Raw genomic sequence first — 14,168 nt, forward strand, 5'->3', positions numbered from 1 at the left:
TGGGCGCGAGGGCTGGCGCCGAGGTTACTCACCGGTTACCCTCTAACCAACGCACGCGTGGGCCTGGTGACGCAGCCACCGCGTGCAGCCGTTGTCGGTTCGGCACCATCGCGGCGCAGCCCCGGGACAGGGCTCGCCGGTTCTCACGCGGGTACGCCCACACACGCGTACGCACCCCCGCGGCTCCTCGACTCTCCCGCCCCCGCGCCTGCGCAGCAGAGACGCACGGCGCGGACCCTCAGCATTCGGAGTTCCGCGATGGACCGTCCACGACCCTTCCCCACCGTCGCCGTCATCGGTCTCGGCACCATGGGCACCGGCATCGCCGAGGTCGTCGCCCGGGCCGGCCACGAAGTGATCGGCATCGAGATCGACGACGCGGCCGCGCTCCGCGCCGTCGCCGCCCTGGAGGCCTCCACCGCCCGCGCCGTGCAGCGCGAGCGGATCACGGAGGCCGAGCGCGGCGACGTCCTGGCCCGTTTCCGCACCTTCTCCGACCTCCAGGCGGCGGCCGACGCCGACCTGGTCATCGAGGTCGTCACCGAGCACTTCGAGATCAAGCGCGAGGTCCTCACCGCCCTGGACGCCCTCCTGAAGCCGGGCGCCGTCCTGGCGACCGGCACCAACGCGCTGTCGGTGACCCAGCTGGCCTCGCACACCTCGCGCCCCGACCGCGTCCTCGGTCTGCACTTCTTCGCCCCCGCGCCGGCCATGAAGCTGGTCGAGGTGGTCTCCACCGTGCTCACCTCCCCCGAGACCACGGACTCCGTGACCGAGCTGGTCCGCTCGCTCGGCAAGGAGCCGGTGGCGGTCGGCGACCGCCCGGGCTTCATCGCCGACGGGCTGCTCTTCGGCTACCTCAACCAGGCCGCGGCCATGTACGAGGCCCGGTACGCCACCCGCGAGGACATCGACGCCGCCATGCGGCTCGGCTGCGGCCTGCCCATGGGCCCGCTCGCCCTGCTGGACCTGATCGGCATCGACACCGCGCAGACCGTCCTGGAGGCGATGTACGAGGCCTCGCGCGACCGGCTGCACGCCCCCGCGCCCATCCTGAAGCAGCTCTCCGCCGCCGGCCTCAAGGGCCGCAAGGCAGGACGCGGCTTCTACACCTACCAGGCCCCCGGCAGCGCGAGCGTCGTCCCGGACGCCGAGACGCCGGCCGAGGCCGCCGGTGCCACCGGCGGGCGCCCCGTGCGCAGCGTCGGCGTCGCGGGCTCGGGCACCATGGCCACCGGCATCGCGGAGGTCTTCGCCAAGGCCGGTTACGAGGTCGTGCTGGCCGCCCGCGGCCAGGAGAAGGCCGACAAGGCGGTCGCGGCGCTGGCCAAGTCCCTGGACCGGTCGGTGGCCAAGGGCCGGCTCAGCCAGGAGCAGCGCGACGCCGCCGTGGCGCGGGTGACCGCGGCCGGATCGCTGGACGCCTTCGCGGACGTGGACCTGGCCGTCGAGGCGGTCGCCGAGGACCTGCCGGTCAAGCAGCAGCTCTTCGCGACCCTGGACAAGATCTGCAAGCCGGGCGCGGTGCTGGCCACGACGACGTCCTCGCTGCCGGTGGTGGCCGTCGCCACCGCGACGTCGCGTCCGCGGGACGTGATCGGCATGCACTTCTTCAACCCGGCCCCCGCCATGAAGCTGGTCGAGGTGGTCCGCACCGTGCTGACCGCCGAGGACGTGCACGCCACCGTCCACGAGGTCTGCGGCCGGATCAGGAAGCACGCCGTGGACTGCGGCGACCGGGCCGGCTTCATCGTCAACGCGCTGCTGTTCCCGTACCTCAACAACGCCGTGAAGATGGTCCAGGAGCACTACGCGACGGTCGAGGACATCGACTCGGCGATGAAGCTCGGCGGGGGCTACCCGATGGGGCCCTTCGAACTGCTCGACGTCGTCGGGCTGGACGTCTCGCTCGCGATCGAGCAGGTGCTGCACAAGGAGTTCCGCGACCCGGGCCTGGCGCCGGCGCCGCTGCTCGAGCACCTGGTGTCCGCGGGCTGCCTCGGCCGCAAGACCGGCCGCGGCTTCCGCGAGTATGCCCGCCGCTGATTACGCGGGCAGCGGCTGGGACGGCCGGGACGATCCCGGTGGCTGGGGCGGTCTCCTGGGGCCGCCCCACCGCCTCCGGAAACCGGGCCCGGCCCACGGTGCAGCGGGAATGCAGTACGTTCGCGGTATGCCCCAGCCCGTGAAGCCCGCCCGTGCGTCCTCCACCACCGCCCAGCGCCATCGTGTCCGCCAGGAACTGGCCGCCGCGGCGATGCACCTGTTCGCGAGCCAGGGCTACGAGGCGACCACGGTCGACGAGATCGCCGCGGCCGCGGGGGTCGCGCGCAGGACGTTCTTCCGGCACTTCCGCTCCAAGGAAGAGGCGATCTTCCCCGACCACGACGACACCCTCGTGCGCGTCGGGCAGGTGCTGGACTCCGCCGAACCGCACGAGCACCCGCTCGACACGGTGTGCCGTGGCATCACCGAGGTGCTGCGCATGTACGCCGAGGCCCCAGAGGTCTCGGTGGAGCGCTACCGCCTGACCCGCGAGATCCCGATCCTGCGGGAGCGCGAGATCGCCTCGGTGGCCCGCTACGAGCGGCTGTTCACCCGCTACCTGCTGGGCCACTTCGACGAGGGCGCCCACCACGACGGGGACGACGACCCGCTGCTGGCGGAGGTCGCCGCGTCCGCCGTCGTCGCCGCCCACAACCACGTGCTGCGGCGCTGGCTGCGCGCCGGCGGCAAGGGGGACGTCGAGGCCCAGCTGGACCACGCCTTCGAGGTGATCAAGCAGACCTTCGGCACCGGCATCGGCCGGCGCCCCACCCCCGCCCCCGCCCCGGTCCTCACCTCCGAGCAGGGCGAGGTCGTCGTCGCGGTGGCCCGCACGGACGCCTCGCCCGCCGAGGTCATGCGGACGATCGAAAAAGCCCTGAAGGGCGCGTAGCCGCCCGTTCGCGCCCCCGGCGTCCTCCCGCGCCTCCGGCATCCCACCAGCGCCCCCAGGCCCTCGCGCCGGGGGCGCTTTCGCGTGTTGCTCAAACGTGAAGCCGTGGTGCCATCTGAGAAAAATTGTTGGCACGCAGTGTCTTGCAGGGTGGCACGCGGTGCCATAACGTGAGAACTGTCCGGGCGGGCGGCGTGCTGGGATCCGTCGCACGCCGTCTGTCCCCAAAGGCCCGGACGCCCGCGTCACAGGCATTCACCGCGCCACCAAGCGCCCCCGCTCCATCCGTGCGACCGCCACGGACAGCAGCACCACCGCCGAACCGACGGCACCACCCACCGCAACCCCCGACGTTCCCTCAAGCGTCCCTACGTCGCGCTTCGCCGGAGGCATCACCGTGAAGGACATCCTCGACGCAATCATGGCGTCCGAAAGCACGGCCGCGGACTTCGCCGCGCTGCCGCTTCCCGAGTCGTACCGCGCCATCACCGTCCACAAGGACGAGGCCGGCATGTTCGAGGGCGTGGACAGCCGCGCGAAGGACCCGCGCAAGTCGCTGCACCTGGACGAGGTGCCCGTGCCCGAGCTCGGCCCGGGCGAGGCCCTGGTGGCCGTCATGGCCAGCTCGGTCAACTACAACTCGGTGTGGACGTCGATCTTCGAGCCGGTGTCGACGTTCGGTTTCCTCGAGCGGTACGGCAGGCTCTCCCCGCTCACCAAGCGCCACGACCTGCCCTACCACGTCATCGGCTCCGACCTGGCGGGCGTCGTGCTGCGCACCGGCCCCGGCGTGAACCTCTGGAAGCCGGGCGACGAGGTCGTCGCGCACTGCCTGTCCGTCGAACTGGAGTCCGCGGACGGCCACAACGACACGATGCTCGACCCCGAGCAGCGCATCTGGGGCTTCGAGACCAACTTCGGCGGCCTCGCGGAGATCGCGCTGGTCAAGTCCAACCAGCTGATGCCCAAGCCCAGGCACCTCAGCTGGGAGGAGGCCGCGGCCCCTGGCCTGGTGAACTCCACCGCCTACCGCCAGCTGGTCTCCCGCAACGGCGCCGGCATGAAGCAGGGCGACAACGTCCTGATCTGGGGCGCCAGCGGCGGCCTGGGCAGCTACGCCACCCAGTTCGCGCTGGCCGGCGGCGCCAACCCGATCTGCGTGGTCTCCTCGCCGCAGAAGGCGGAGATCTGCCGCCGCATGGGCGCCGAGGCCATCATCGACCGCACCGCCGAGGACTACCGGTTCTGGAAGGACGAGCACACCCAGGACCCGAAGGAGTGGAAGCGCCTCGGCAAGCGCATCCGCGAGCTGACCGACGGCGAGGACGTCGACATCGTCTTCGAGCACCCGGGCCGCGAGACCTTCGGCGCCTCGGTCTACGTCACCCGCAAGGGCGGCACGATCGTCACCTGCGCGTCGACCTCGGGCTACAACCACGAGTACGACAACCGCTACCTGTGGATGTCGCTCAAGCGCATCGTCGGCTCCCATTTCGCGAACTACCGCGAGGCGTGGGAGGCCAACCGCCTCGTCGCCAAGGGCAAGATCCACCCCACGCTGTCGAAGACGTACCGCCTGGAGGAGACCGGCCAGGCAGCGCACGACGTGCACCGCAACGTGCACCAGGGCAAGGTCGGCGTGCTCGCGCTCGCCCCAGAGGAGGGCCTCGGCGTCCGCGACGCGGAGCTGCGCGCCGAGCACCTCGACGCCATCAACCGCTTCCGGAACGTCTGAGAACGGGAACGAGCATGAGCGAGCGTCAGAAGGATCGTCCGTGGCTGATGCGGACGTACGCGGGGCACTCCACCGCCGAGGCGTCCAACGCCCTGTACCGGCGCAACCTCGCCAAGGGCCAGACCGGGCTGTCGGTCGCGTTCGACCTCCCGACGCAGACCGGGTACGACCCCGACCACATCCTGGCCCGCGGCGAGGTGGGCCGGGTCGGGGTCCCGGTCGCCCACCTCGGCGACATGCGCCGGCTCTTCCAGGACATCCCCCTGGAGGAGATGAACACCTCGATGACCATCAACGCCAGCGCCATGTGGCTGCTCGCGCTCTACCAGGTGGTCGCCGAGGAGCAGGGCGCCGACGTCACCAGGCTCCAGGGGACGACGCAGAACGACATCGTCAAGGAGTACCTGTCGCGCGGGACGTACGTCTTCCCGCCCGGCCCGTCGCTCCGGCTGACGACGGACATGATCGCGTACACGGTCAACCACATCCCCAAGTGGAACCCCATCAACATCTGCAGCTACCACCTGCAGGAGGCCGGGGCCACGCCGGTGCAGGAGATCGCGTACTCCATGTCCACCGCGATCGCCGTCCTCGACGCGGTCCGCGACTCCGGCCAGGTGCCGCAGGAGCGGATGGGCGACGTCGTCGCGCGCATCTCCTTCTTCGTGAACGCGGGCGTGCGCTTCGTCGAGGAGATGTGCAAGATGCGGGCCTTCACCCGCATCTGGGACGAGATCACCCGCGAGCGCTACGGCATCGAGGACGCCAAGCAGCGCCGCTTCCGGTATGGGGTCCAGGTCAACTCGCTCGGCCTGACCGAGGCCCAGCCGGAGAACAACGTCCAGCGCATCGTGCTGGAGATGCTGGCGGTGACGCTCTCCAAGGACGCCCGGGCCCGCGCCGTGCAGCTGCCGGCCTGGAACGAGGCGCTCGGCCTGCCGCGCCCCTGGGACCAGCAGTGGTCCCTGCGCATCCAGCAGGTGCTGGCCCACGAGAGCGACCTGCTGGAGTACGGCGACATCTTCGACGGCAGCCACGTCGTCGAGGCGAAGGTCGCCGAGCTCGTCGACCGGTCCCTGGCCGAGATCGAGCACATCCAGGAGATGGGCGGCGCCATGGCCGCCGTGGAGTCCGGCTACCTGAAGTCGCAGCTGGTCTCCTCGCACGCCGAGCGCCGGGCGCGGATCGAGTCCGGCCAGGAGAAGATCATCGGCGTCAACTGCTACGAGGGCACCGAGCCCAGCCCCCTCACCTCCGACCTGGACGGCGCCATCATGACCGTCGACCCGGAGAACGAGGCACGGGTCGTCGCCGCCCTCCACGACTGGCGCGACAACCGGGACGAAGTACGGGCGCAGCGGTCGCTGGAGGCCCTCAAGGCCGCGGCCGCCGGGACGGGCAACCTGATGGAGGCCACCCTGGAGTGCGCCCGGGCGGGTGTCACCACCGGCGAGTGGTCCTGGGCGCTGCGCGACGTCTTCGGCGAGTTCCGCGCGCCGACGGGCGTGAGCAGCGCCCCCGTGGCGGTCACCGCCGAGCCGGGCACGCCGCTGGCCGCGGTACGCCGCAAGGTGGCGCTGACCGCCGAGGAGCTGGGCACCGGCAAGCTGCGGCTGCTGGTGGGCAAGCCGGGCCTGGACGGTCACTCCAACGGCGCCGAGCAGATAGCCGTACGGGCACGGGACGCCGGCTTCGAGGTGGTCTACCAGGGCATCCGGCTGACGCCCGAGCAGATCGTGTCGGCGGCGGTCGCCGAGGACGTCCACTGCGTGGGCCTGTCGATCCTCTCCGGCTCGCACGCCGAGCTGGTCCCGGACGTGCTGGACCGGCTCCGCAGGGCCGGGGTCGACGACGTGCCGGTCATCGCCGGCGGCATCATCCCGCCGGCGGACGCGGCCAAGCTGGTCGAGTCCGGCGTCGCGGCCGTGTTCACGCCGAAGGACTTCGGGATCACCGAGATCATCGGCAGGATCGTGGACGAGATCCGCAGGGCCAACAAGCTGGAGCCGCTGGAGGTCGCCGCGTGACCCCGGCAGCGAACACCCGTACGAACACGTTCGACACCCCGGAGGCGTAGGAGAGATGCAGTTCGGCCGTACATATGAAGAGTTCGAGGTCGGTGCCGTCTACAAGCACTGGCCCGGGAAGACGGTCACCGAGTACGACGACCACCTCTTCTGCCTCCTGACCATGAACCACCACCCGCTCCACATGGACGCGAACTACGCGGAGAGGACCACCGACTTCGGGAAGAACGTGGTCGTGGGGAACTACGTCTACTCGCTGCTGCTCGGCATGTCGGTGCCGGACGTGTCCGGCAAGGCGATCGCCAACCTGGAGGTCGAGTCGCTCAAGCACGTGGCGCCGACCTTCCACGGCGACACCATCTACGGCGAGACGACGGTGCTGGACAAGTGGCCGTCGAAGTCGAAGGACGACCGCGGGATCGTCCACGTGGAGACCAAGGGCTACAAGCAGGACGGCACCCTGGTGTGCGTCTTCCGCCGCAAGGTGATGGTCCCCACCGCCACGTACATCAAGGAGCGCGGCGGCGAGCAGCCCGGCCGCCCCGAGCTGAACGCCTAGGAGACAGCAGACATGAGCCGCCTCGCGCAGACCGACGGGCTGACCGACGTCCAGCAGGAGATCCTCTCCACCGTCCGCAGCTTCGTCGACAAGGAGATCATCCCGGTCGCCAACGAGCTGGAGCACAAGGACGAGTACCCCACCGACATCGTTGAGGGCCTCAAGGAACTCGGCATCTTCGGCCTGATGATCCCCGAGGAGTACGGCGGCCTGGGCGAGTCCCTGCTCACCTACGCCCTGACGGTCGAGGAGATCGCCCGCGGCTGGATGAGCGTGTCGGGCATCATCAACACGCACTTCATCGTCGCCTACATGCTCAAGCAGCACGGCACCCAGGAGCAGAAGGACCATTTCCTGCCCCGCATGGCCGCCGGCGACGTGCGCGGCGCCTTCTCTATGTCCGAGCCGGGCCTCGGCTCGGACGTCTCGGCGATCCGCACCAAGGCGGTCCGGGACGGTGACGACTACGTCATCAACGGCCAGAAGATGTGGCTGACCAACGGCGGCACCTCCAACCTCGTCGCGGTGCTGTGCCGGACCGACGAGGGCCAGCCGGAGGACGCGGCCCCGCACAAGTCGATGACGACCTTCCTCATCGAGAAGGAGCCGGGCTTCGGGCCGAACCCGACGGTGAAGGGCCTCACCGTGCCCGGCAAGATCGAGAAGATGGGGTACAAGGGCGTCGACACGACCGAACTCATCCTCGAGGATGTGAAGATTCCGTCAAATCGCGTCCTGGGCGGTCAGAGCGGCCGCGGTTTTTACCAAATGATGGACGGGGTTGAGGTCGGCCGGGTCAACGTGGCCGCCCGCGGCTGCGGCGTCGCACAGCGCGCCTTCGAACTGGGGATCGCGTACGCCCAGCAGCGGCAGACCTTCGGCAAGCCGATCGCGCAGCACCAGGCGATCCAGTTCAAGCTCTCCGAGATGGCCACCAAGGTCGAGGCGGCCCACGCGCTGATGGTGAACGCGGCCCGCAAGAAGGACTCCGGCCAGCGCAACGACCTCGAGGCCGGCATGGCGAAGTACCTGGCCGCGGAGTACTGCAAGGAGGTCGTGGAGGACGCCTTCCGCATTCACGGCGGCTACGGCTTCTCCAAGGAGTACGAGATCGAGCGCCTCTACCGCGAGGCCCCGATGCTGCTCATCGGTGAGGGCACCGCCGAGATCCAGAAAATGATCATCGGGCGTCGGCTGCTCGAGGAGTACCGAATCCAGGGGTGAATGTCTGGGTTGTGACACTTTGTGCGAGCCAAAGGTCACACCCAGTCATCAAATACCGGCCACTGACTCGACTGCTGGCTTGCCCAGTTGCCGGTCACTCCCGATACCATTCACGGAAAGCCGCCGTCCCCTGCACCATCATTGCGGCACCCTCCGCTACGAAGGTCTTCCATGCCCCACAGCCATTCCTCTGCACAACGCGACAGCCGGGCCGGCGTACGCCTCGCGCGCGGAGCGTCGCCGTGGCTCCTCCCGACCGTGGCCACCGCCGCGATCAGCCTCGTCCGCGCCCGCCGCTCCGGGCGCTGGGCGGCCGTGGCCGTCCCCACCACCGCCCTCGCGGCGGGCATGCTGTGGTTCTTCCGCGACCCCGAGCGTGAGATCACCCAGGGCCGCGTCATCTCGCCGGCCGACGGTGTGGTGCAGAGCATCATGCCGTGGAAGGACGGGCGCACCCGCGTCGCGATCTTCATGAGCCCGCTGAACGTCCACGTGAACCGCGCGCCGCTCGCCGGCACCGTCACGTCCGTCGAGCACATCCCCGGCGGTTTCGTTCCGGCGTTCAACAAGGAGAGCGAGAACAACGAGCGGGTCGTCTGGCACTTCGACACCGAGCTCGGCGACATCGAGATGGTGCAGATCGCCGGAGCCGTGGCGCGCCGCATCGTCCCTTACGTGCCGCAGGGCACCAAGGTGGAGCAGGGCGAGCGCATCGGCCTGATCCGCTTCGGCTCCCGTGTGGACATCTACCTGCCGGAGGGCGTCGAGCCCGACGTCGAGGTCGGCCAGACCACCGTGGCTGGGGTGACGCGCCTTGACCGTGATTGATCCCGACACCCAGGCACCGTGGGTCGCCGCGGTGGACGAGGACGACGACGATGACATGCCGCTGTCGACGCGGCTGTCGATAGCGGACGGCCTCACCCTCGGCAACGCGATCTGCGGATTCATGGCGGTGTACTTCACCACCACCGGGGTGCTCGTCCCGCACCTGATGGGCAACACCGACGGCGGCATGACACGGCACAGCGCCGCCACCGCCGTGCTGCTGATGCTCATGGCCTCGGTCTTCGACCTCTTCGACGGCCTCGTGGCGCGCAAGCTGCGCAGCTCGGCGATGGGCGCGGAGCTGGACAACCTGTCCGACCTGATCAGCTTCGGCCTGGCCCCCGCCTACTTCGTGGTCGTCTGGGGCCTGATCTCGGACGACGCCTACGGCAAGCTGTCGGCGGTGGCGGCGGTCGTGGTGCTGCTCGCGGTCGTCCTGCGCCTGGCCCGGTTCTCCTGCACGACGGTGCGGGAGGGGATCTTCCAGGGCATGCCGAGCCCCTTCGGGGCGATGACGGTCATCTCCGTCGTGCTGCTGGAGCTGCCCTTCATCCCGACGGTGCTGGCCATCGTCGGTGTGGCGTGGCTGATGGTCAGCCGGGTCGAGTACCCCAAGCCCCGCGGCCGGCTCGCCACGATCACGCTGGCCTGGATCGTGCTGAGCATGGGCTGCCTGGTCTGCTGGGCGTTCGCCGTCCCCGGCGGTGACGTGCTGCTGCAGACGGGCGCGGCCCTGCAGATCTGCGCGGCGGCGGTGATCCCGCTCTTCGCGACGACCCGCCGGGTCAACACGATCCGCAACAACCGCCGCGAGGCGCGTACGGCGCAGCTTCCGTAGCCGCACGACGTACGACGTACGTGTCAGGGGCCCCGAGCCGGGAAGGCTCGGGGCCCCTGGCGTTCCCGGGTCAGGCCGGCAGGTCGCGCGCGATGTCCTCGGCGAGGCGCTCCAGCAGCGGCCCGGCCTCGGCCATGCAGCGCGCCGGGTCCGGCTCGAGGTCGGTCAGGGCGTACGCCCGCCGGATGCCGGCCGCGCCCAGGGCGGCGCCGGACAGCGCGAGGCGGCCGCAGACGGCGACCACGTCCACGTCCCGGGCACGGGCGGCGGCCGCGACACCGGCCGGGGCCTTGCCGTGCAGGGTCTGTTCGTCCAGCGAGCCCTCGCCCGTGATCACCAGGTCGGCCCGCTCCAGAGCCGCCGCGAAACCGAGCATGTCCAGGAGCACCTGGACGCCGGGCCGGAAAGAGGCGCGCAGGCCCACCAGCGCCCCGAACCCGACCCCGCCGGCCGCACCCGCCCCCGGGGCCTCGGCGGCCGCACCGGCCTCCAACACCTCCGCGTAGTGGGCGAGCGCCGCGTCCAGCGTGGCGACGTCCTCCTGCGTGGCACCCTTCTGGGGGCCGTAGACGGCGGCGGCGCCCTTCGGGCCGAGCAGCGGGTTGTCGACGTCGCTGGCGAGGACGACCTCGGTCGCAGCGAGCCGCGGGTCGAGGCCGGACAGGTCCGCCGAGGCCAGCCCGGCGAGCGCCGCGCCGCCCGGGCCCACCGGCTCGCCCCGGCCGTCCAGCAGGCGGGCGCCGAGCGCGACGAGCATGCCCGCGCCCCCGTCGTTGGTCGCGCTGCCGCCGACGCCGAGCACGACGGACCGCGCGCCCGCGTCGAGCACGGCCAGCAGCAGCTCACCGGTGCCGCGGGTGGTCGCCGTCAGCGGCGCGAAGACGCCGGGCGGCAGGTGCCGCAGCCCCGAGGCCTCGGCCATCTCCACGACGGCGGTGCCGTCGCGCAGTGCGTACGCGGCGGTGACCGGCTCCCCCAGCGGCCCGGTGACCTCCACCAGGCGCCGCTCGAATCCGGCGGCGACGGCGGCGTCCACCGTTCCGTCCCCGCCGTCGGCCACCGGCACGGACTCGACGACGAGGTCGGGGGCGGCGTTCCGCAGCCCCGCCCCGAGCCGCTCCGCCACCTCGACGGCGGTGAGCGAGCCCTTGAACTTGTCCGCGGCGATGAGCACCCGCGCGGGCCGTGCGTCCGTCACATTGATCTCCCTTACGGCAGGTCGCGCCGCTTGGACCCTATCCCGGGGTGTCCGGGCGGTACACCGGAGGCATGGCCCTCTCTCTCCACGACCGCATCCTGGGCGGCTGGCTCGGCCGGATCGCCGGCAACATGCTCGGCAAGCCCGTCGAGCGCGGCGACCACTGGACCCGGGAGCGCATCGACCGCTACCTACGCCGGGCCGGGGCGCTGCCGCTGACCGACTACATCCCGGCGCTGGACCCGCCTGCGGATCCGGCGGAGTTCGAGCTGCGCCCGGAGTGGCCGCAGTGCACCCGCGGCAACATCCACGGCAGCGCGCGGGACGACGACGTCGACTACGCGATCCTCGGGCTCGACCTGCTGGAGACGTACGGCCCGGACTTCACCACCGAGCAGGTCGGCGAGCTGTGGCTGCTGCGCCTTCCCTACCTGCAGACCTTCACCGCCGAGCGCGCGGCGTACCGCAACCTCGCGGGCGGGATGAAGCCGCCGCTGACGGCCACGGCCGACAACCCGTACCAGGAGTGGATCGGGGCGCTGATCCGCGCCGACGTCCACGGCTGGACCTCCCCCGGCGACCCTCGGCGGGCCGCGTCGCTCGCCCGCCGGGACGCGGTGCTGTCGCACACGGGGAACGGGGTGTACGGCGCGATGTGGGCCGCGGCGCTGATCGCGGCGGCGTTCACCGCGCCCGACGCCCGGGCCGCGCTGGAGTCGGCGCTGCAGCACGTCCCGCCGGGCTGCCGGCTGGCCCGCACGGTGCGCCGGACGATGGCGCTGCACGCGGCGGGGCTGGACTGGGCCGGCACGATGGCGGAGCTGGACGAGGAGACGCGCGGGCTGCACTGGATCCACGCCGTCCCCAACGCCGCGCTCGTCACCGCCGGGCTGCTGTACGGCGCGGGCGACTTCACCGCCACGATCGCGCTGACCGTGCGCGGCGGTCTGGACACCGACTCCGGCGGCGCGACCGCCGGTTCGGTGGCCGGGGTGTTCTGCGGCGCAGCGGCGATCCCGCCGCAGTGGACCGAACCGCTGGAGGACCGGGTGCGCAGCGCGGTGTTCGGCTTCGACGGCGTGGCGATCAGCGAACTCGCCCGTCGCACGGCGCTGCTCGTGCCGTAGGGTCCGCGTGTGCGATACATCGTTGTGGGAGCGGGCGCGGTCGGCGCGACGATCGGCGGCCGGCTGTACGAGAGCGGTCACGAGGTCGTCCTGGTCGCGCGGGGAGCGCACCTGGAGGCGCTGCGCGAGCGTGGGCTGACGCTGCGGACGCCGGACGGGACGCTGTCGCTGCCCGTCCCGGTGGCCGGCGGCCCGGAGGGGCTGACGCTGCGCGAGGACGACGTGCTGGTGCTCGCCGTGAAGACGCAGGACACGGAGGCCGCGCTCGCTGCCTGGGCCCCGGTCGCGGACCACCTGCCGCTGGTCTGCGCCCAGAACGGCGTCGCCAACGAACGCATGGCGCTGCGCCGCTTCCGCGACGTGTACGGCATGTGCGTGTGGCTGCCGTCGACCCACCTGGAGCCCGGCGAGGTGGTCGCCCCCTGCGGTCCGCTCACCGGCATCCTCCACCTGGGCCGCTACCCGCACGGAACGGACGGGCTCGCGCGGGCCGTCTCCGCGGACCTGGAGAAGTCCTCGTTCGCCGCCCCGGTCGTGGCCGACGTGATGCGCTGGAAGTACGCCAAGCTGCTGTCGAACCTCGGCAACGCGGTCGAGGCGCTCTGCGGCGGCTGGGACGACACGGCCGCCGGCCTCGTCAAGCGGGCGCGGGCCGAGGGCGCCCAGGTGCTCGACGCGGCCGGCATCCCGTACGCGGGCGAGGAGGAGCAGGCGGCGGTCCGCGGCGACCGGGTGAGCCTGCGACCGGTCGACGGCTTCGCCCGGGGCGGCGGCTCGTCCTGGCAGAGCCTGACCCGGGGCACCGGGAGCGTCGAGGCGGACTGGCTCAACGGCGAGATCGTGTTGCTGGGACGGCTCCACGGGATACCCGTCCCGGTCAACGAGACGCTGCGACGGCTCGCGAACCGTGCGGCACGCGACCGCCGCGCCCCCGGAAGCCTGGACCCGGCGCAGGTGGCCGCCGCCGTCGAGGGTCGCGAACCCGTAGGTTGGGGCTCGTGACGACCACCGATTTCGACGCCTACATCGACAGCCTGCCGAAGATCCTCGCCGGGGCCAGCACGCTCTTCCGCGACGGCGACGGCCGGATCCTGATCGCCGAGACCACCTACCGCCAGGACGGCAAGTGGGTGCTGCCCGGCGGCACCATCGAGTCGGCCGACGGGGAGACCCCCCGCGAGGCGGCGCGCCGGGAGACCCTGGAGGAGGTCGGTCTGGACGTCGAGCCGGGCGCCCTGCTCGCCGTCGACTGGGTGCAGTGGCCGGGCCGCCCGCCGCTGACCTCCTACCTGTACGACGGCGGCGTGCTCGGCGAGGCCGCGCTCGGCGCGATCGTGCTGCAGGAGGAGGAACTGTCCGCCTGGCGGATGGCGACGCCCGAGGAGGCCGAGGAGTACCTCTCCCCCGGCCTCTACCGCCGTGTCCGCGCCGCCCTGGCCGCACAGGCGGACGGCGCCTGCCCCGTCGAACTGGTCAACGGCCGCCCCCCGGTGGTCGGTCAGCGGCCCACCGCGTAACCCCGCATGCCGCGGGGGTCGGCCGCACCGGTCTCCGGGTCGCGGGCCACGGGGCTGTCCGCCCGGCGCATGGCAACGCCCCCGGAGACCGAGGAGCAGTCCCGCCACCGGCCTCCACCACAGGTCCGCGCCGCGCCGCCGGCCGTGCCGGCGGCCGGCGCCTGCCCGGGCGGCGGG

At 71.7% G+C, this 14,168-nt stretch carries 12 protein-coding genes; 11 read left to right on the plus strand and 1 reads right to left on the minus strand.

Annotation, left to right across the window (positions count from 1 at the left end):
- The first annotated feature begins 258 nt into the window (after positions 1-258).
- The 8 genes from PV410_RS00535 (at position 259) to pssA (ending at position 10,149) form a co-directional block, all read left to right on the plus strand.
- On the plus strand, positions 259-2,046 hold the full coding sequence (locus PV410_RS00535; RefSeq protein ID WP_500321574.1) for a 3-hydroxyacyl-CoA dehydrogenase family protein: 1,788 nt from the start codon (positions 259-261) through the stop codon (positions 2,044-2,046).
- A gap of 109 nt (positions 2,047-2,155) precedes the next feature.
- Positions 2,156-2,938, plus strand: coding sequence for a TetR/AcrR family transcriptional regulator (locus PV410_RS00540; RefSeq protein WP_500321575.1), 783 nt, complete (start codon positions 2,156-2,158; stop codon positions 2,936-2,938).
- Positions 2,939-3,335: 397 nt separating this feature from the next.
- Positions 3,336-4,673 carry a crotonyl-CoA carboxylase/reductase gene (gene ccrA / locus PV410_RS00545; protein WP_500321576.1) on the plus strand — a complete coding sequence of 446 codons (1,338 nt, stop codon included), beginning with the start codon at positions 3,336-3,338 and terminating at the stop codon, positions 4,671-4,673.
- A gap of 14 nt (positions 4,674-4,687) precedes the next feature.
- On the plus strand, positions 4,688-6,700 hold the full coding sequence (locus PV410_RS00550; RefSeq protein ID WP_500321577.1) for a protein meaA: 2,013 nt from the start codon (positions 4,688-4,690) through the stop codon (positions 6,698-6,700).
- A 55-nt stretch (positions 6,701-6,755) separates the two neighbouring features.
- The gene (locus PV410_RS00555) at positions 6,756-7,259 is read left to right on the plus strand and encodes a MaoC family dehydratase (protein WP_396569326.1); all 504 of its coding nucleotides are present in this window, start codon (positions 6,756-6,758) and stop codon (positions 7,257-7,259) included.
- Between the two features lie 12 nt (positions 7,260-7,271).
- Complete coding sequence (locus PV410_RS00560) at positions 7,272-8,483, plus strand: acyl-CoA dehydrogenase family protein (protein WP_500321578.1); 1,212 nt, start codon at positions 7,272-7,274, stop codon at positions 8,481-8,483.
- Positions 8,484-8,654: 171 nt separating this feature from the next.
- Positions 8,655-9,311, plus strand: coding sequence for a phosphatidylserine decarboxylase (locus tag PV410_RS00565; protein ID WP_499514813.1), 657 nt, complete (start codon positions 8,655-8,657; stop codon positions 9,309-9,311).
- On the plus strand, positions 9,298-10,149 hold the full coding sequence (gene pssA, locus PV410_RS00570; RefSeq protein ID WP_500321579.1) for a CDP-diacylglycerol--serine O-phosphatidyltransferase: 852 nt from the start codon (positions 9,298-9,300) through the stop codon (positions 10,147-10,149). The genes PV410_RS00565 and pssA overlap by 14 nt, the downstream gene beginning before the upstream one ends.
- 70 nt (positions 10,150-10,219) lie before the next feature.
- Here the strand turns inward: pssA and PV410_RS00575 are convergent, their stop codons facing one another.
- On the minus strand, positions 10,220-11,323 hold the full coding sequence (locus PV410_RS00575) for a glycerate kinase (RefSeq protein WP_500321987.1): 1,104 nt from the start codon (positions 11,321-11,323) through the stop codon (positions 10,220-10,222).
- Between the two features lie 95 nt (positions 11,324-11,418).
- Between PV410_RS00575 and PV410_RS00580 the strand changes: the two genes are divergently transcribed.
- From PV410_RS00580 to PV410_RS00590, 3 genes are read left to right on the plus strand one after another with little or no spacing between them, the layout of a single operon-like run.
- Positions 11,419-12,474 carry an ADP-ribosylglycohydrolase family protein gene (locus PV410_RS00580; protein WP_500321580.1) on the plus strand — a complete coding sequence of 352 codons (1,056 nt, stop codon included), beginning with the start codon at positions 11,419-11,421 and terminating at the stop codon, positions 12,472-12,474.
- A 9-nt stretch (positions 12,475-12,483) separates the two neighbouring features.
- Positions 12,484-13,476: a ketopantoate reductase family protein gene (locus PV410_RS00585; protein WP_500321581.1), complete on the plus strand. Its 993-nt coding sequence runs from the start codon at positions 12,484-12,486 to the stop codon at positions 13,474-13,476.
- Positions 13,473-13,991: an NUDIX domain-containing protein gene (locus PV410_RS00590; RefSeq protein WP_500321582.1), complete on the plus strand. Its 519-nt coding sequence runs from the start codon at positions 13,473-13,475 to the stop codon at positions 13,989-13,991. Before PV410_RS00585 ends, PV410_RS00590 begins: the two co-directional genes overlap by 4 nt.
- The last annotated feature ends 177 nt before the right edge of the window (positions 13,992-14,168 follow it).

Source organism: Streptomyces sp. PA03-5A, assembly GCF_033792725.1.
Taxonomy (GTDB): Bacteria; Actinomycetota; Actinomycetes; order Streptomycetales; family Streptomycetaceae; genus Actinacidiphila.

Excerpts from the sequence above, each read along its gene's own strand:
- PV410_RS00560 (WP_500321578.1), top strand. The coding sequence starts at position 7,272 with ATGAGCCGCCTCGCGCAGACCGACGGGCTGACCGACGTCCAGCAGGAG.
- PV410_RS00565 (WP_499514813.1), top strand. The coding sequence starts at position 8,655 with ATGCCCCACAGCCATTCCTCTGCACAACGCGACAGCCGGGCCGGCGTA.
- PV410_RS00535 (WP_500321574.1), top strand. The coding sequence starts at position 259 with ATGGACCGTCCACGACCCTTCCCCACCGTCGCCGTCATCGGTCTCGGC.
- PV410_RS00555 (WP_396569326.1), top strand. The coding sequence starts at position 6,756 with ATGCAGTTCGGCCGTACATATGAAGAGTTCGAGGTCGGTGCCGTCTAC.
- PV410_RS00580 (WP_500321580.1), top strand. The coding sequence starts at position 11,419 with ATGGCCCTCTCTCTCCACGACCGCATCCTGGGCGGCTGGCTCGGCCGG.
- PV410_RS00550 (WP_500321577.1), top strand. The coding sequence starts at position 4,688 with ATGAGCGAGCGTCAGAAGGATCGTCCGTGGCTGATGCGGACGTACGCG.
- PV410_RS00540 (WP_500321575.1), top strand. The coding sequence starts at position 2,156 with ATGCAGTACGTTCGCGGTATGCCCCAGCCCGTGAAGCCCGCCCGTGCG.